The organism is Pedobacter sp. BMA, assembly GCF_001027745.1.
GTDB lineage: Bacteria > Bacteroidota > Bacteroidia > Sphingobacteriales > Sphingobacteriaceae > Pedobacter.
The window spans coordinates 28841-46884 of sequence record NZ_LECU01000006.1 but is presented as its reverse complement, the minus strand read 5'-3'; the positions used below and the strand labels follow the sequence as shown (position 1 = coordinate 46884).

Genomic DNA, 18044 nt, shown 5'->3' with positions numbered 1-18044 from the left:
GCAATTTAATAGTTTTATGTTAATGCCAGGTTAACTCAATTGCTTTTCGGTTAAATATTTCCAATACCTTTTGGGAACATGTCTGATATGGAGTTTGGTATTTTTGCGTGCGACTATATTTGCACTCTTAAAATAATCTTTCCACAAAACCGAATACAATTCTTCCTTTCCATCAAGCAATATGGGATCTGGATTTTTACTGTTTGTACCTTTCGAGAAATCTATTGTAATTTCCTCAACGGTGTCGAGGTTGTAATGAAGGCCGTATTTTCTTTTCAAATCGTATATAATCCATTGCTGATCGGCATAACGATTTTTAAAATGATTGGAAATCAAGGGAAGTACATTGAAATCGGGATCAACTCCTGTGTAAAATATTCCATCGGCTGTATGCTGAAAACGAATAAACGCTTCCATTCGGTGCTTTTCCCGTTCAACACTTTTGGCATACTTAGACAAGGCTATCACGTGGTCATTCCCATAATTGCTTTCGGCCCCGGCTTCGTTCTGAAAAATATATATTGCAAACTGAAATAAATGGTCATACGCTTCCGCAATTTCTGATAAATAGCTGCAATAAAACTTTCGAATCCAGTCCCGCTTTATTTTTTTTTGCAATCCCGTCCAAACCCGGTCAGCTTTTTCTGAATCTGTAATCACATACAAATGTTCGGAAAAAGCTTCAGGTTGAAAAACCGTTGCAGCTTTTAGCTTTACTTTTGCCGCTTTACGCTCGAAGTGTTCAAAAACTGCTGTCAGAAGACCGGGAAAAGAGCCATCGAAGATATAGGTCATTTTACTCTAGCGGAACAGAATTGTCAGAATCAAAAAACAATAGGATTAAAACAGGATCAGTTGATTGCTATCTGTTTTTATGTACTTACTTTGACTATCGGCTAAAATGAAGGCCTTAATTTGAGTTCCCTGATAGTCTTTCAATTGATAAGGACTGTCGGCACAGGTAATAAAATGTTTCGCCCGGTTATAGGCCACACCTATCTTTTTTAACTGATCAATTCTGAGCTTCCCAAACTTACGTGCCTGAACAATTTTTTGTGCAGACATTACACCAATTCCCGGGATGCGAAGAATCATTTTATAATCAGCTTTATTTATATCAATCGGGAAGTGTTGCATATTGCGAATAGCCCAGCTTAATTTCGGGTCGATATCAACATCCAGATTGGGATTAGCATCATTTAAAATCTCCTGTACCTTAAATCCGTAAAAACGCATGAGCCAATCTGTTTGATAAAGTCTGTTTTCGCGTAGCAATGGAGGTTGTGTTCCTAAAACCGGCATCCTGCTATCATTGCTGATTGGAACGTATCCTGAATAATAAACACGCTTTAAAGAAAAGTTTTTATAAAATGTATTCGCTGTGTACATGATATCTTTATCGCTTTCCGGTGTTGCGCCAATAACCATTTGGGTACTTTGTCCCGCTGGTACGAACTTTGGTACATGTTTAATCAGTTTTTTATCTGCTGCGAATTGTTTGATATTTTGCTGAACAAATGATAAGGGTTTAATCACGTCATTATGGCTTTTCTCAGGAGCCAGCAGCTTTAAACCAGCTTCGGTAGGCATTTCAAGATTAATGCTCATCCGATCAGCATATAGCCCGGCCTCTTTGATCAACTCATCACTCGCACCAGGAATTGTTTTCAAATGGATGTAACCATTATAATTTTGTTCCAGTCGCAACTTTTTGCAAACCAGTAACAAGCGCTCCATCGTAAAATCAGCATTTTTAAAAATTCCCGAACTTAGAAACAAGCCCTCAATATAATTCCTTCGGTAGAAATTCATAGTGAGCTCAACCACCTCGTCAACCGAAAAAGCGGCTCTTTTAACATCATTGCTCTTTCTTGATACGCAGAAAAGGCAGTCGTAAATACAATGGTTGGTTAAAAGGATTTTGAGTAAAGAAACACAGCGGCCATCTTCAGTGTAAGTGTGGCAAATGCCAGAAGTATGACTATTGCCAAGACCCTTCCCTTCATTCTTACGTGTACTACCACTCGATGAACAGGAAACATCATATTTAGCAGCATCAGCAAGGATGTTTAATTTTTCACGAATTCTGTCAAATTGCATAAGCTATCTTTTGCTAACAAAAATAGCTAAAAAACTAATTAAATTAGCTTTTTTGTTAATAAATGATATTCGGTAGGGGAGTATGAAAGCTAGATTTCCAGTGAGAATTCAGGTTTTGCAGATTGCCCGAAGGTTTGGTTGGGCATCGCCTGTGCCTGATAATATTGTAATTCTCTGAAAAATTGAATTGCTTCTGCGTCAGCATGTTTCAATGCTCCCAAATTAATTACATAATTAGGAGATTTAAACGCAATCTGATAAAAAACACCTCCATTGTGGTTGTCAAACATTTCGGTTATTCGATCGATATTTTTCCAGCTTGAAAATACCATTGTCCGGCGGTATAGAAATGATGTCCTCTTCAGCTTAATCGTTATGCCCTCATTCTCTAATGAAACTTTTGCTGCTACAAAAATCTGGGTATTTTTAATCCATATCAAAAGCGAAAAGATTGTGGCTACGAGCAGGGCTGTAAGTAATAAGATAACGAGCTCAGAACTAGGTGTGGGAATGTTGAACAGGAAATAAAACATCAGCGAAATAAAAAACACTGGAATGCCAGCCATTGCAATTAATAGCACACTATTTTTGTGGTATTTAACTTTATAAGAACTCATGAGCATTATTTTTAGTAAAAATATGCACAATTAGTCTATCTGAGAATACTGATTAATGAGTATTTTTAGAAGTGTAAGGAGTTAATTCCCTTCCCATTCTGAATAAAAGTGATCCAGAAAAAGGAGCATGAAGTCGTGTCTTTTCTGTGCCAGTGCCTTTCCGGTAACTGTGTTCATCATGTCTTTCAACAATAACAATTTCTCGTAAAAGTGGTTTATTGTAGGTGCAGTAGTATTTTTATAACTTTCTTTGGAGTGATGTTGCTCCACTGAAACCTCCGGGTCATACAACACGCGGTTTTTGAATCCACCATAAGTAAAAGCCCTTGCAATCCCAATGGCACCAATTGCATCCAAACGATCTGCATCTTGTACAATTTGCATCTCTTTTGACGAAAAACCAGTGTTGTCAAAACTGTTCTTGAACGACATGTTTTGAATGATCAGTTTAACATGTTCGATAACCTCAAGATCGACATTAACCGACAACATGAATTCTTCTGCCACGCGTGGCCCAAGCGTTTCGTCGCCGTTATTAAATTTAGGATCTGCAATGTCATGTAACAGGGCAGCCAGGGCAACAATCAACTCATCGCCATTTTCCTGTTTATTAATATTTAATGCTGTTTTAAGCACACGTTCGATGTGAAACCAATCATGGCCAGCCTCAGCATTAGCCAATGTCAATTTTACAAATTCTACGGTTTCATTAAGGATAGACTGCATAAATTATAATTTGTTCCAAAGGTATTGGAAATCTATGCACAACGAAAGAAATGATTTCAACAGTTAATCATAAATTTAACCTGTTGAAAGTGCTCTGTTCTCATCATCCGTAATGATCTTAATCAAATCCTGATGGTTCAAGGTAAGCAGATATGCAACCTCCACTTCCAAAATGGCAGCGATTTGAAAAAGGCGATCAACAGTTAACTTACTGTAGCCAAGTTCAATTTTGCTATAGGCATTCTGCGATATCTTCAATTTTGCTGCCAGATAATCCTGAGTATAATCTCTATACTCTCTTATCTTTCTAATATTTCCAGCAACATTCTTTGTTTTTAAAGCCAGTACATCTTCCATAAAATAGGGATAATTTTAACGTTTTGATAATATACGCGTTTTTTTAGATGGCAGATTCCTGAAACAACAACTTTTAATACTGTAGGGAATAAAATACTATGGCTTATTTGAGCATAATCAAAACATAACAACAACTGAAAAGTTTATTAAATTCCTTTTAGTTGTTGTTAATCAATATATTGTCAGTGATTTATTTATGATGTTCTGAGCTATAGAGATCTATTTCAAGATTTGACTATAATCAAGGCTTTTCTTCTAAGCAATAGGAGATACTTATGACCATGATCCAGCCTGAGATTGTTTAAAGGTAAAATTCAGCAAATTTTAATACAGACCCCAGTCATCCTCAAATTCATCTTTTTCGAAACATTTTACCCATTCGATGAATAACAAGCGAAACTTATCAATCTCATCCAATACGATATCTCTGTATTCAGGTGTACAGATCTCAAACATATCAGCTGCTCTTACCTGAGTTTCCAGCTCTTTGCAATTGGTACGGATAACAGATGCATTTTCCATTCTCAGGATGTACATGTTAGCCCCTTCTGCGCCAATTATTTTTGGACACAGCATCATGGCATTTTGCATGATCAGGCTTCCGGTCATGTCGGCCATTTCACCTTCCAGGGTTTCGCAAAATAAGGCTGCATATTTATACACAGCCCTTGCCTGGTTGTAAAGATTTTTTGCGCGATTGGCTTTTAACCTTACTTTGTCAGCCTCGAAAGGAGATAAATTTTCTACATCCTCATCGTCTCTGCCAAAGCGGTTAAAGTGTTCCCATTCGGGCATATGGTCCATGTCATCAAACTCCATATTCTTCAATTTTTCACGTCATGGGACGTAAGAGAGCGTAATATATTAATTTTCAGTTAAAAAGACTATGCGTCAGTTTGTGGTGTGCGGCGGGATCCATCATACAATTCGTATTCCAGCATCCTGCAATCCAGCTTGCCATTATAGAATTCTATTTTTCTCGAGGCTTTCAGCCCGATTTTTTTTGCAAGATCAGGATTTCCGGTAAAGATATAGCCCGAAAAACCTTTGCATTTGGTTTTCATGAAATCGCCCATGCGTTTATAAGTAAGTTCCAGTTTACTATGCACGCCTAACCGCTCTCCATATTCAGGATTAAAAACCACAACGCCTTTTCCATCTTCCGGTACGGGAGTAAGTTCAAAATCGCAAACCTCAAATTCAATCAAAGTGTCAACGCCAGCAGTTTTGGCGTTTTTACGGGTAACTTCTACTGCATCTTCAGAAAGATCTGACGCTACAATTTTCAGGTCAACATTTTTAATAACCTGGTCTTTTAAAATCCTGCGCTCTGAGAAAAATGCCTGCTCGTCGTATCCGATAATATGCATAAATCCATAGTTCATTCTATATAAACCTGGAGCACGGTTGGTTGCAATCAGTGCGGCTTCAATGGCCAGTGTTCCTGATCCGCACATTGGATTGATAAAAGCAGATTTACGGTCCCAGTTGGTTGCGTAAATTACTCCCGAAGCCAACGCTTCAAGCATTGGTGCTTTTCCGGGAATTTTCCTGTAACCATGTTTAGCCAGCGTTTCGCCCGAAGAATCGATAAAAACTTCCGCTTCTGCATCTTTCCAGTATAAATGAACAACTGCTTTATTGGCGTCAGATCCGGAGTTAGGGCGAATACCTTTTTTCTCCTTCATTCTGTCGACAATTGCATCTTTAACTTTTAGATTGGCAAAAAGCGGCGTAGTGATATTAGGGTTATCAACATTTGAAGTAACGGAAAAGTAACCGGTAAAGTCAATCAGTTCTTCCCACTCAATTGCTTTGATTTCCTCATATAAATCGTCAGGTGTATTTGCTTTAAAGTTTTTTATGGAGTATAAAATCTGACTGGCGCAGCGCAAGTTTAAATTGAGCTTTATGCACTCTGTAAGGGTGATATGGAGCTCAACGCCGGTGGCAAATGCTCTTTCTATGGTGTAACCTAAAGCCGTAACTTCATTTTGTAAATACGGCGATAGGCGTTTATTGCAGGTGATAATTACCCTGCTTTTATTGTGGAAAACTTGCATCATAATATATGCGAAGTTATCAATAAAATTATTGAGATTTGATGTTTAGAGTACAATATTAGTATTAGTTATGGAAATTAAAGGAAAAGTACACGAAGTAGGCGCAACGCAGCAAGTGAGTGAAACGTTTAAAAAACGTGATTTAATAGTAGAATACGCAGAAAATCCAACATACCCAGAATATATTCGTTTTGAGGCTTTGCAAGATAAAACAGCATTATTAGATACATTCAAAACTGGCGATGAAGTGGAAGTTTTCTTTAACTTACGTGGCCGTCCCTGGACAGATAAATCAGGAAAAACATCATATTTTAACAGTTTGGTAATCTGGAGAATTAATGCAGTTGCTGCAGGTGCTCCGGCTTCAGCCCCAGCTTATGCAGCTCCGGTTGATGTAAGTAACACCACTGGTGAAGACGATGATTTGCCTTTCTAAATAAAGATTCTTTTTTAAGCAAACAATTTTGAACCATGCCGGGGCTTTTGTCCCGGCATTTTTTTTTCTAATCATCCTGAATCATCTTTATTTAACCTTTTACGGATCATGCTTGATCATGGAAAGTGTTTTAGATGATGAAGATATTGCTCAATTATTTCACTTTATAAACACAGTAGTTAGACACAGATTATTCACTTGTAATTGTCATGGTAGTGTCTCGGATCTGAACAGGATCCGAAGAGGATCTGAATCGTAAGACATTTTTTCACACTCTTCCAGTTTCATTTGGATTTAAGATCTTGTAATTTCATATCTCAAGTATTCGGCATGTTCATGTTAAATTTTGTTAAAAACAAATGGTTCAGTCTTTTAATGGTTATTTTTGAAATTTACAACGCGTAAGTTTTCAGTTCAAACATGAACCAGATATTTGGGTAAATGAAGAAGAGAGGTTTTTGGTTAATTACCGTGTTAATGACGGTAGCTTTGCTTGGGGTTTTCGTAATGCAATTGTATTACATCAGGGAATCGTATAAGCTAAAATCTCAGCTATTTGATGAGCAGGTAAATCAAACACTCACTTCGGTAGCCAATAAAGTTCAGCGTAGAAACGTTGCTGATCACCTTACCAGGAAAGATGCTGAAAACAAATTAAAGCAACTGCAGGATTCCAGGCAGCGCGCACTCGACATTAAAGATTTAAGACAGCAATATATTCAGGGAGCAGAATTGCGGCAAGCCGAACGGGAGAATGAGATTGAAAACTATTTGAACCAGCAGGATAGTATCATCCGGGTATCTTACCGTGCTCCAGATGTGATATCTGAAAAAGAGTATAGTTCTCTAACATCCAAAAACGGCGATAAACTCGATTTGCAAATGGATGCCATTGTAGATATGAGAAGCCTGATTTTAAAGGGTTATAGTATGCGTACCAAGCCATTTTCTGCTCCTCCAAAAGCTTTCGAATTTAAAAGCATGCAAAGCTTGCCAGATACTTTACGATATCTGGTTTTTGACCCGAGAGATGGAAGTCCGGGTTTTGCCAATGTGCCGAAAATACCGAACGATTTAGAAAAGAAGTTTAAGCGTGAAGACGATATTGCCAAAAAGCAGCTCGAAATTAAAATTGCGGCACTAGGGAAGGATACTTTTACTTATACCCGTTTAAGTGTAGTTGAAGATGTATCTAAAGAGTTGCAGGAAACTAATATCCCCATTTACAAACGAATCAATTTCGATTCGCTGGGTAATTTGATAAAAGGTGAGTTGCAGGCGCACAATATCAATCTGGAACCATCTTACCGGGTATCGCTGGCAAAGAAAGATTCCACGATTTTCATGACAGCTTCCAATGTTAAAGGTGAGTTTTTACCTGAAAACACCTATAAAATCCCTTTGTTTGGAAATGATATCTTTCGGGATCCGGGAATGCTTTTTGTTAGTTTCCCAAATAAAAACTCAGCTATAGTTTCTAATTTAAGCGCTACTTTAGCTTCATCTGTAGGGCTGTTACTCGTGCTTGTTTTCATATTTTCTTACACGTTATATGCCATCTTAAAGCAAAAGAAAATATCGGAGATGAAAACAGATTTCATTAACAACATGACACACGAGTTTAAAACTCCGGTGGCAACCATTATGATTGCCAGTGAAGCGCTTAAAGACCCGGAGGTTACCGAAGATAAAAACCGGCTGAAGCGTTTAGCGAGTATTATTTACGATGAGAATGTTCGACTCGGAAGTCACATTGAGCGGGTTTTGAGCATTGCCCGTTTAGAAAAAGGGGAGCTAAAAATGGAGATTGAAGAGGTTGATATGAATGATCTCATTGTGATTGTGCTGGATAGCATGGGTTTACAGCTGGAAAAGAAAAATGCCATTATCAACATCAATACCGAGGCTCGAAATGCCACAGTGTTGGGTGATGAATTACATCTCTCAAATGTGATTTATAACTTGATTGATAATGCCAATAAATATAGTGTTGAAACGCCAGAAATTACCATTACCACACGAAATACTCACAGTCGGCTGATTATAGAAATAGCAGATAAAGGTATCGGAATGACAAAGGACCAGACGAAAAGAATTTTTGATCAGTTCTATCGTGTTCCAACAGGTAACCTGCACGACGTGAAAGGTTTTGGCTTAGGGTTAAATTACGTGCAGGACATTGTGAAACAAAGCAATGGTACAATTAAAGTGAGTAGTGAAAAAGATAAAGGAACGACATTCGAAATATCTTTACCTTTATCAAATTAACTAACTGTCGGTACAAAAGCTTGCTTTATCGATACATCAATAACACAACAGTTTAATTTATCTAATATAGTGTCGAATTAATTTAATCACCATATTAATTAAACCGTTATGCACACTCATAATCAAACCTTCAGTGTAGGTAATGCTACATATGTGAATAAAATTAAGAAAATGAAGAAAATACTTTTGGTTGAGGACGATCCGAATTTAGGATTATTGCTACAGGATTACCTGCAGTTAAAGGGCAAGTTCGAGGTTGTGCTTTGTACTGATGGTGAGGATGGCTTGAGGGCATTCAATAAGCAAAGTTTTGATCTTTGTATTCTCGACGTGATGATGCCTAAAAAAGACGGCTTTACACTAGGTAAAGACATTAGAAAGGTGAATGCTCATGTTCCGATTATTTTTGCCACTGCTAAAACCATGCTGGAGGATAAATCTGCTGCGTATGATTTAGGAGGGGATGACTATATTACAAAGCCCTTTCGCATCGAAGAACTTCTGCTTCGAATAAACGCCATGTTTAAGCGTGTGGCAAATAAAGGAGACCAGGGTGAAGAAGCTGCTGAAACTCAGTTTTCAGTAGGGAAATATATTTTTGATTACACTACGCAGATCATCTCCAGTGGCGATGAACATCAAAAATTGTCGACCAAAGAAGCTGAGCTTTTGCGTTTGCTTTGCCTGAAGAAAAACACTGTCTTAACACGTGAAGAGGCCTTGTTAAGTATTTGGCACGACGATAATTATTTCAACGGGCGTAGTATGGATGTGTTTTTAAGTAAACTGCGTAAGTACCTGCGGGGCGATTCGAGTGTTGAGATTATCAACGTTCATGGTAAAGGTTATAAGTTATTGGTTAATTAAAACCATATTTATCTGCTTTCTTGTGTAGGATTGGGAGGTCTCCGGAATTATTCGATGTATAAGTCCTGTTGAATTGCCGGAATCAGCTTTCTCTCCTGTGCCAGGGAAAATAGTGTATCAACGGCCTGCCTGCCTTTTTCGCCTAAATGAATACTATATTGATTTACGTACAGTTCGATGTGTTTGTACATCACCGCCTCGTCCATCGCTTTTGCATGCCGGCGTATAAAATCAATGCCTGATTTAGGATTGGCAAAGGCAAATTCAACTGACTTTCTGATTAACCTGTTAACTTTTAATTGCACATCCCTGTTGAGTTTTCTATTGATTACAATACCTCCCAGAGGAATTGCACATCCGGTAAGCTTTTCCCAATAATCGCCCAGATCCACGATTTTAGTCAAACCTTTATCCTGGTAAGTAAAACGGTTTTCATGAATGATCAGTCCAAGATCAATCTGATCATCAAGCAGGGCTGATTCAATTTCAGAAAAAACCATTTCCTGTTTATTCTGAAGCTGAGGATAGGCAATCCCTAATAAAAAGTTGGCAGTTGTATATTTCCCGGGAATGCCGATTTTAAGATTGCTGCTATCTTGATTGATCGCTTCGGCCAGGCTTTCTGCTGTATACTTGTGACTAATCAAGAGCGGCCCCACGCCAAAGCCTAATGCACTACCTGCATCTAATAACGCGTATTGATTTGCCACATAGGCGAAAGCATGAAAACTAAGCTTGGTAATGTCGAGTTGCCCTACAAGCGCTTTTTGATTTAGTGTTTCCACGTCATCGTAAAAAACTTCAAACTCTAAACCTTCGGTATCAATCTTATGATGAATCAGCGCATCAAAAATAAAGGTGTCGTTAGGGCAGGGAGAAAAACCAAGTGTAAGCTTCATGTTTCAAATGTAGTTACTGCGAAAAATTAAAAAGTCATGCTCAGTTCATTTCTCCGATAAATGAGATGGCCCAATCGTTCAGGTTTTTAATCGCCAAACCGATCTTCCAGTTTTCTTTATTGCGGGGTTCTACATAATTGGAAACACTTCTAATCTGAATACAGTCTATATGCTGTTGTTTGCAGGCATATAGCACAGCTGCGCCTTCCATGCTTTCTGTTGTTGGACTGAACCTCTTAACCAGGCTTGCAATACTTTTCTCGCTCCCTGTCACACAGTTTACGGTAATACCTTTTGCTAAAGGCAGCCCCACTTTCTTGTCCGTTTTTGACTTATAATGATTGTCGCCAAAGCCCAGGTCAGTGATGCTGATAAATTCATTTCCGTTTTCTGCCCCCAGTTCGGCAAAAATATCCTCGGTAATGTTCAAAACAGTGCCCAATTCAATATTTCTATTGAAACAACCGGCTATACCAAAGTTTACTACCAGGTTGTATTTTGGACTGAGGTGTTGCCCAAGGGCAAAAGCAGTTGCTACCATACCAACCCCGGTAATGAGTACATCGAAGCTTTTGCTCTCCACAAAGTCGCCTCCCGGCAAATTGAAATGCTGGTAGAAAAAAGCCAGTTCTGCTTTTGTGGCGGCTACAACTAAAGTTTTCATCAGGTAAATGTAGGAGATTGTTTTAATTAAATGGCTTTCTTTAGTCTTAAAGCTTAATGAGTATATTTGTACTTTATTTTATAATAATGATTTATATAACGAGAAAAGCATCATTTAACGCCGCACATAAATTAGCCCGTACCGATTGGGACGATGATAAGAATAGTGAAGTTTATGGTAAATGCGCCAATCCGAACTGGCATGGACATAACTATTGGTTATACGTTACGGTAAAAGGCGAGGTAAACCCCGAAACTGGTTTCCTTGTAGATTTGAAGTGGCTTAAGGATGTAATGAATACGTATGTTGTAGATAAGGTTGACCATAAAAACTTAAATCTGGATGTCGATTTTATGAAAGGCAAACTGGCCTCAACAGAAAATCTGGCCATTGAAATCTGGAAACAGTTGCTGGGCCCGATTTCAGAGAGCGGCGCGATTTTGCATTGCGTTAAAATCTATGAGACGGAAAATAATTATGTTGAATACTTTGGTTAATAACCCCAATTAATGAGCACAAAAGACGTATTAAAAGGCGAATCCAGAGACGGCTATGTAAAAATAGACCGCTATAATGAGGCAAAAATCGAAGCCGTTGCCACTCACTATAAAGATATCCTGGGTCAGCTGGGTGAAGACCCTGAACGTGAAGGTTTGATTAAAACACCTGAGCGTGTGGCTAAAGCTTTACAATATCTCACCCATGGCTATGACCTGAAACCCGATGAGATTTTAAAGTCGGCCATGTTTGAAGAAGACTACAGCCAGATGGTAGTTGTAAAAGATATTGAAGTTTATTCCATGTGTGAGCACCACATGTTGCCTTTTTTCGGCAAAGCGCATATCGCTTATATTCCAAACGGACATATTGTTGGGTTAAGTAAAATCCCCCGGGTTGTAGATGCTTTCGCGCGTCGTTTACAGGTGCAGGAACGTTTAACCAATGAAATCAGAGACTGTATACAGAATACTCTAAACCCGATGGGTGTAGCGGTGGTAATGGAGTGCCGTCATCTTTGTATGGCTATGCGCGGGGTGCAGAAACAAAACTCTGTCACCACCACATCTGCTTTTACCGGGACGTTTTTAAGTAATGATAAAACAAGAGCTGAGTTTTTAAGGCTAATTACAGCGAGTTTAGACTAATCAAGTTAAATACAAAGTATCAGATATCTGGGTTTAAGCAATAGGTTTTCTTTTTCTAAAACCCCATATCTCCAATTTAATTTTTAATGAAAGCATACATTTTTCCTGGACAAGGAGCACAATTTGTGGGCATGGGTAAAGATCTTTATGAGAATCCCGAAGCTGCAGCATTATTTGAAAAAGCAAATGAAATTATCGGTTTCCGTATCAGCGATATCATGTTTGGCGGAACAGACGAGGAACTGAAACAAACCAATGTAACACAGCCGGCAATTTTCTTGCATTCAGTGATTCTGGCTAAGGTTTTAAGCGAAGAGTTTAAACCTGATATGGTTGCAGGACATTCTTTAGGAGAGTTCTCTGCTTTAGTGGCTGCCAATGCACTCAGTTTTGAGGATGGATTGAAGCTGGTTATTGCGCGGGCAAATGCGATGCAAAAAGCATGTGAAGCACAGCCTTCAACAATGGCTGCTATTTTAGGATTAGCTGATGATGTTGTAGAGAAAATCTGTGCGGAGATAGATGCCGTAGTTGTTCCGGCTAATTACAACTGCCCTGGGCAACTGGTTATTTCCGGTAGTATTGAAGGTATCGACCTGGCTTGTGCAAGGTTAACCGAAGCGGGAGCGAAAAGAGCATTGAAATTAAATGTAGGGGGAGCATTTCACTCGCCTTTGATGGAGCCCGCCAAGGTAGAATTACAGGCCGCAATTGAGGCAACCAATATTTCTGCCCCGATTTGTCCGGTTTATCAGAATGTTGATGCAAAGCCTTATACTGACCCACAAGAAATTAAAGCGAATTTGATCAAACAATTAACCGGCGCTGTACGTTGGACTCAGACTGTTGAGCATATGCTGGCAGATGGGGCAACTGATTTTGTTGAGGTTGGGCCTGGAAATGTATTGCAGGGATTGGTTAAAAAAGTAAGCCGTGAGGTTCAAACCAGTAGTGCTGGTTTGGCTTAATTGACAGCTTCTTCAAATATTTGCAACGCCATAAACCAGACAGTTTATGGCGTTGTTTTTTATCAATAATTAATATCTTTATCAAAATCGATGAAATTGAGCTTTGGTGTAAAAATAAGGTTTCTCTTGTTTGTTTTAGGCTGCTGCCTTATTGCAACTTCTATTTCATTGAGCAGGTTTACTACCAAAAATGAACTCCTTGACCGCGATGCCAAAGAGATACAGGAAAACCTGTTGATCAAAGAAAAAGCAGTACAGGATTTTCTGGCCGATAAGCAGCAGGTTGCACTAGCCAGGCAGTTTCATCTTAAACCTGAGCATGCCATCCGTTTCATTACTACTTACCGTAAAATCAACGGGATTAACCTGCTCACCTATCAAAATAATCAGCTCAAATTCTGGAGCACTTATAAGGTTTCGGATATCGATCCGCTGGGGATTAAAGAAGGAATTTCGGTACTATACCTTTTAAATGGCTGGTATGAGGTGTTTAAAAGTACGCAGGGGAACTTTACTTTTATTTTCTTAATCTCCATTCAGTCGCAATATCAGTTTAAAGAAACCCAGTACTTCAAGAACGATCTCGATCCGCTGTTATCCAAATCCAGGCTGTTAACCATTGCTTCATTTACGGATAAAGATATTTATACTATTAAAAGCAGCGATGATAAATTTTTATTCGGCCTGAAGGTTAAGCCTGGCTACATCGACTCTTATTACTCCAACACCCAGTTGTGGATGTTTATTGCAGGTATCGCTTGCATTTGTATGTTCTTTAACTCATTATGCTCATACATTGCCCGGAGGGGGCATATCGCCTGGGCAACATTCCTTTTGTTATTTTTCTTTCTGGCTTTCAGGCTTTCTGATCTATACTTTGGCTGGTTCAACCACCGCTTTGCGCTTGAGTTGTTCGACCCGAAGATCTACGCCGATAGTTCCCTTATGCCATCCCTTGGCGATTTTCTTTTAAATGTTGTCGTTGCCACATGGCTTTTGCTTTTCATGTTTAACCATAAAGCGCAATATCAGTTTCCGGGCTGGGTTAAAAAGAATAAGGCAGTAGGTTTATGCATTCAGGCATTACTGATGGTTTTTATCGGATGGATCGGGTGGCAAACTGATGATATTTTCTTTGGGCTGATCTACAATTCGAAGATTAACTTCGACATTATCAATATCTTAAAGCTCAGTGGCACCAGCTGGGTCGGGATTGTGATTCTATGTTTGGCCTGGTTTCAGATTTATCTGATTACCATTGTCTCTGCAACGGTGAGTATGCAGCTCAACATTACCAACAGAGACCGGATCGTTATATTTTTGGCGGGCTTTCTGGGTGTATTTGTATACAAACTGGTAGTAGACTTTAATGCCTTTTTCATTGTGTTTGCCCTGGTTCTATTTATTGTGGCCAGAGCGGTTTATGTTCAGGAGAAAACATTTTCAATCGGATTATTTGCAATTGTGTTCTTTTGCCTGGCTTTTAACACTTCAATCAAGTACACTAAGTATAAAGACATTAAAGAACGAAGCTTAAGAGAGCCGTTGGCTACCAGGGTGCAATCGTCCTATGATCCCAGTGCCATTGTAGCGCTTGGAATTCTGGGTGACGAGCTGGTTAATGATGGTTTTTTTACCAAATATTTCAGCAACATCCAAACCACAAATCCTGCGGTATTGAAAAACCACATCAAGGATTATCTGGATGGTTATCTGACCCGTTACGATTATCAGATTTATCCTTATAACAGCTCCGGCCTGGCCATTGCCAATCCGGATAGTCCGCCTATCAGCAAGTATAAAAATCTGGTTGAGGTTGGCTCAGTTAAAATTGAGGGATCGAATTATTTCTATCAGGTTAATAATACTTTTGGTTACCAGGATTATTTTGGAATCATTTCCATTGTGGACAAAGGGAGTCTTTTGGGAACACTGGTACTAGAGCTGCGATCTAAACCCTATAACTACAATAATCGGCTGCCAGATCTTTTAGGCGATCAGAAACAGGCCCGGGATCAGGAATTCAAGGGTTATTCCATTGCCTTATACAGTAATAAAAAATTACTCAACCAATCGGGTAACTATACCTATCCCTTGGATGGCAGTATATTTAAAGGAAAGCTGGATGACTTCGTGGTAACCAATGACCCTGATTTGCATTACAGCCATTTGATTTATAAGCCGAGTGCGAGTAAAATGATTGTGATTAGTAAGGAAAAGGTTGATTATGTGGAGCGCCTGGCTGCCTTATCTTTCTTTTTCCTGGTGTTCATCATCTTTTCGCTGGTTTTATATGGATTGATCTGGCTGATCAAAAGTCTGGATGACGATAAAGTAGGCTGGTTCAGTATCAACCGGTCGCTGATGATCAATGCAAATAAGATTCTTTATAAAACCAGAATCCAGGTTGTTATTGTATTATCGGTAGTGGCTACCCTGGTTGTAGTAGGCTGGGTAACCTATTATTATATGGATAAGGAGTACCGTGGACAGCAGGATTTGCTGATTAAAGATAAGATCAGAAAAGTTCAGCAGAATTTCGAGAAGCAGATATTCAACAACGGAACGATTGCCAATGACGAAAATGCCGTTGCTGAATTTAACAACTTTGCTGACATCAATAATGCCGACTTGAATCTCTACGATGTTGATGGTAACTTATTGATGACTACGTATCCGAAACTGTATAATTATAAAGTGATTGGTAGAAAAATGGGTCCATTGGCATACGCGTACCTCCACAGTTTAAACCGGTCAGAATACATCAATTCAGAGGAAAAAATTGGAACGCTGACCTATGCAGCAGCCTATGCCCCGGTTAGAAATGCACAGAATAAAACAGTGGCCTACATTGGCCTTCCAAACTATTCTAATGAAGAAGAATATTCTGATAAAATTGCCTTGTTTGTGAGTAATCTAATCAATATTTATGCATTGGTTTTTGTTGCCATTGGTGTTCTGGCGGTATTTCTGGCTAATCAGATTACCAGTCCGCTGACTTTTATTCAGGAAAGTATCAGTAAAACCAAGATCGGGCAAAGGAGTGAGCCGATAGTTTGGCGGCGCCATGATGAAATTGGTTCGTTAATTAAAGAGTACAATAATATGATTGCGGCACTGGAAGAAAGTGCTTTGAAGCTTGCGCGGTCTGAACGGGAAAGTGCGTGGAGAGAAATGGCCAAACAGGTTGCCCATGAAATCAAGAACCCGCTTACGCCGTTGAAACTCGGTGTGCAGCTGCTGGATAAATCGTGGAGGGAGAAGGATCCGAATTTCGAGCTGAAATTTAATAAGTTCAGTAAATCTTTTATTGAGCAGATTGAAAGCCTTTCGAAAATTGCCTCTGAGTTTTCAAACTTTGCGAAAATGCCTGATATGAACCTTGAAAAGCTCGATATTGTTCCGGTTATTGAGCAGGCGAGGGAGGTATATAAAAATACTGAAAATGTGGAAATTAATGTGTTCAATAAAACTGATCATGATATCAGGTTACTGGCTGATCATGACCAGCTGCTTCGAACGTTTAATAACCTATTTAAAAACGCAATTGAAGCAATGGACAGCCATACCCATTGCATTATCAACGTGAGTTTGTATAATGATGATTTAAGGGCATACATTGAAGTCAAAGACAACGGCCAGGGAATTCCTGAAATGCTGCAGGATAAGATTTTTGTGCCTAATTTTACTACCAAAACTTCTGGGACCGGTTTGGGGCTGGCCTTTGTAAAACAAGCAATAGAAAATGCAGGGGGGACTATCAGATTTACTTCGGGTAGTGGGACAGGGACGACTTTTTATTTAAGTTTGAAACTGGCCTAATCATCATCAGGAATTACCTGAGTTCGATCTGGGCTTTTCCCATGGTATTTCCGTCTGCATATAGGATAACGGTGTAGATTCCTTTTATAAATGCTTTTGGATTGGCCCAATCGATTACATAGGTGCTGTCGTCGTTATTGTAATCAATGTAGATGGAATGGCTGAACTGCATTTCCTGACCGTCGGCTTCGAAACGGTTGCTTTCGTCGGCAAGGAGGTTTCCCGCAGGATCAAAAACCCTAAGGTAAACATTATGGTGACCTTTTTCGGCTACCTGATTTGGCACAACATTGAAGCGTACACTGAGCTTTTCTGCAGTTGAAGATTTAGTTACTTCGATTTTTTTTCCGCTGGATTTAGTTCTGAAAGCTACGATGTCGGCCGATTGGAGTTTTAGGGCTGCGGCTTTCTTTACCTTGGCATTCAGGTTTGCGTTTTCACTCTCGAGGCTGGAAGCTTTGTTGCTAATACTTTTTAAGGTATTTTCCAGGCTATCTTTACTATTCTTTAAAAAGATATTGTCTTTTTGAAGTTGTATGATCTGATCGTTATAATTCTTTACAAAGGTTTTGAGTTCGTTGATTTGCGAATTGGCCTTGTCGAGCTCCCCCTGAGTGATTTGATTCTTTTCCAGTGACTGTTTTAATTCTTCAATTTTTTCCCGGGCAAGCTTTTGTTCTTCCACAAGTTTATCGTTCAGATCAAGGTTCAGGGCGTTCACCTTATCCAGCTCCACTTCAATTTTCTCAACCTCTAGCCGCAACTTATCCTTTTCCGTGCTTACAGTAACAAACTTTTCGCTTTGCTGTCGATCCTTAAAGAAAAGGTAGGCATTTACTCCAACAAGTGCAGCGATAACGATGACCAGGAAGTAAATTTTGTTTCTATCGCCCTTATTAATCTTTTGTGGTTCCATTTTTTAATAATGCTGTATCTTCTTAAATTAATATACTTTTGTTGTTCCATAGGTAAATGGGGTACACAATTAATTTTAGCGGGCGCAAATTATAATTTTTAAAAAGATTATAAGACTTTTTGAAAAAAATCGTTTAATGCTAATGTTGATTTGTATTAAAATAACAAAAACACACACCTTGAACAAAAAACAATAC

General features: G+C 39.0%; 17 protein-coding genes. 7 read left to right on the top strand and 10 right to left on the bottom strand.

What is annotated here, in order from left to right; genetic code table 11:
- Positions 1-30 precede the first annotated feature (30 nt).
- From AB669_RS12215 to AB669_RS12185, 7 genes are all read right to left on the bottom strand, one after another.
- Complete coding sequence (locus tag AB669_RS12215) at positions 31-795, bottom strand: TIGR03915 family putative DNA repair protein (protein WP_047799613.1); 765 nt, start codon at positions 793-795, stop codon at positions 31-33.
- Positions 796-840: 45 nt separating this feature from the next.
- Complete coding sequence (locus tag AB669_RS12210; RefSeq protein WP_047799612.1) at positions 841-2100, bottom strand: putative DNA modification/repair radical SAM protein; 1260 nt, start codon at positions 2098-2100, stop codon at positions 841-843.
- An 89-nt stretch (positions 2101-2189) separates the two neighbouring features.
- On the bottom strand, positions 2190-2717 hold the full coding sequence (locus tag AB669_RS12205) for a hypothetical protein (protein ID WP_047799611.1): 528 nt from the start codon (positions 2715-2717) through the stop codon (positions 2190-2192).
- 81 nt (positions 2718-2798) lie between these two features.
- Positions 2799-3443, bottom strand: coding sequence for an HD domain-containing protein (locus AB669_RS12200; RefSeq protein ID WP_047799610.1), 645 nt, complete (start codon positions 3441-3443; stop codon positions 2799-2801).
- 75 nt (positions 3444-3518) lie between these two features.
- Positions 3519-3800 carry a helix-turn-helix domain-containing protein gene (locus tag AB669_RS12195; RefSeq protein WP_047799609.1) on the bottom strand — a complete coding sequence of 94 codons (282 nt, stop codon included), beginning with the start codon at positions 3798-3800 and terminating at the stop codon, positions 3519-3521.
- 324 nt (positions 3801-4124) lie between these two features.
- Positions 4125-4619 (bottom strand): hypothetical protein, encoded by a 495-nt coding sequence (locus tag AB669_RS21555; protein ID WP_053058391.1) that lies wholly within the window; start codon positions 4617-4619, stop codon positions 4125-4127.
- Between the two features lie 65 nt (positions 4620-4684).
- Positions 4685-5863, bottom strand: a complete 1179-nt coding sequence (locus tag AB669_RS12185) for a class I SAM-dependent RNA methyltransferase (RefSeq protein ID WP_047800336.1) — start codon at positions 5861-5863, stop codon at positions 4685-4687.
- Positions 5864-5933: 70 nt separating this feature from the next.
- On the opposite strand from AB669_RS12185, the gene AB669_RS12180 reads away from it, so the two are divergent.
- From AB669_RS12180 to AB669_RS12170, 3 genes are all read left to right on the top strand, one after another.
- The gene (locus AB669_RS12180; protein ID WP_047799608.1) at positions 5934-6299 is read left to right on the top strand and encodes a DUF3127 domain-containing protein; all 366 of its coding nucleotides are present in this window, start codon (positions 5934-5936) and stop codon (positions 6297-6299) included.
- A 441-nt stretch (positions 6300-6740) separates the two neighbouring features.
- The gene (locus tag AB669_RS12175; protein WP_047799607.1) at positions 6741-8567 is read left to right on the top strand and encodes a sensor histidine kinase KdpD; all 1827 of its coding nucleotides are present in this window, start codon (positions 6741-6743) and stop codon (positions 8565-8567) included.
- Positions 8568-8738: 171 nt separating this feature from the next.
- Positions 8739-9434, top strand: coding sequence for a response regulator transcription factor (locus AB669_RS12170; protein ID WP_197082400.1), 696 nt, complete (start codon positions 8739-8741; stop codon positions 9432-9434).
- A 47-nt stretch (positions 9435-9481) separates the two neighbouring features.
- Here the strand turns inward: AB669_RS12170 and AB669_RS12165 are convergent, their stop codons facing one another.
- Both AB669_RS12165 and mqnB read right to left on the bottom strand, forming a co-directional pair.
- The gene (locus AB669_RS12165; protein WP_047799606.1) at positions 9482-10333 is read right to left on the bottom strand and encodes a menaquinone biosynthesis family protein; all 852 of its coding nucleotides are present in this window, start codon (positions 10331-10333) and stop codon (positions 9482-9484) included.
- Positions 10334-10373: 40 nt separating this feature from the next.
- Positions 10374-10997 (bottom strand): futalosine hydrolase, encoded by a 624-nt coding sequence (gene mqnB / locus AB669_RS12160; protein WP_047799605.1) that lies wholly within the window; start codon positions 10995-10997, stop codon positions 10374-10376.
- Positions 10998-11083: 86 nt separating this feature from the next.
- Here mqnB and AB669_RS12155 point away from each other — a divergent pair, with 86 nt between their 5' ends.
- From AB669_RS12155 to AB669_RS12140, 4 genes are all read left to right on the top strand, one after another.
- On the top strand, positions 11084-11494 hold the full coding sequence (locus AB669_RS12155; RefSeq protein ID WP_047799604.1) for a 6-carboxytetrahydropterin synthase: 411 nt from the start codon (positions 11084-11086) through the stop codon (positions 11492-11494).
- Between the two features lie 12 nt (positions 11495-11506).
- Positions 11507-12142: a GTP cyclohydrolase I FolE gene (folE, locus tag AB669_RS12150; protein ID WP_047799603.1), complete on the top strand. Its 636-nt coding sequence runs from the start codon at positions 11507-11509 to the stop codon at positions 12140-12142.
- Positions 12143-12228: 86 nt separating this feature from the next.
- The gene (gene fabD, locus AB669_RS12145) at positions 12229-13110 is read left to right on the top strand and encodes an ACP S-malonyltransferase (protein WP_047799602.1); all 882 of its coding nucleotides are present in this window, start codon (positions 12229-12231) and stop codon (positions 13108-13110) included.
- A gap of 90 nt (positions 13111-13200) precedes the next feature.
- Positions 13201-16932 (top strand): HAMP domain-containing sensor histidine kinase, encoded by a 3732-nt coding sequence (locus tag AB669_RS12140; protein ID WP_047799601.1) that lies wholly within the window; start codon positions 13201-13203, stop codon positions 16930-16932.
- 13 nt (positions 16933-16945) lie between these two features.
- Here AB669_RS12140 and AB669_RS12135 read toward each other — a convergent pair whose 3' ends face one another.
- On the bottom strand, positions 16946-17848 hold the full coding sequence (locus AB669_RS12135; protein WP_047799600.1) for a hypothetical protein: 903 nt from the start codon (positions 17846-17848) through the stop codon (positions 16946-16948).
- Positions 17849-18044 lie beyond the last annotated feature (196 nt).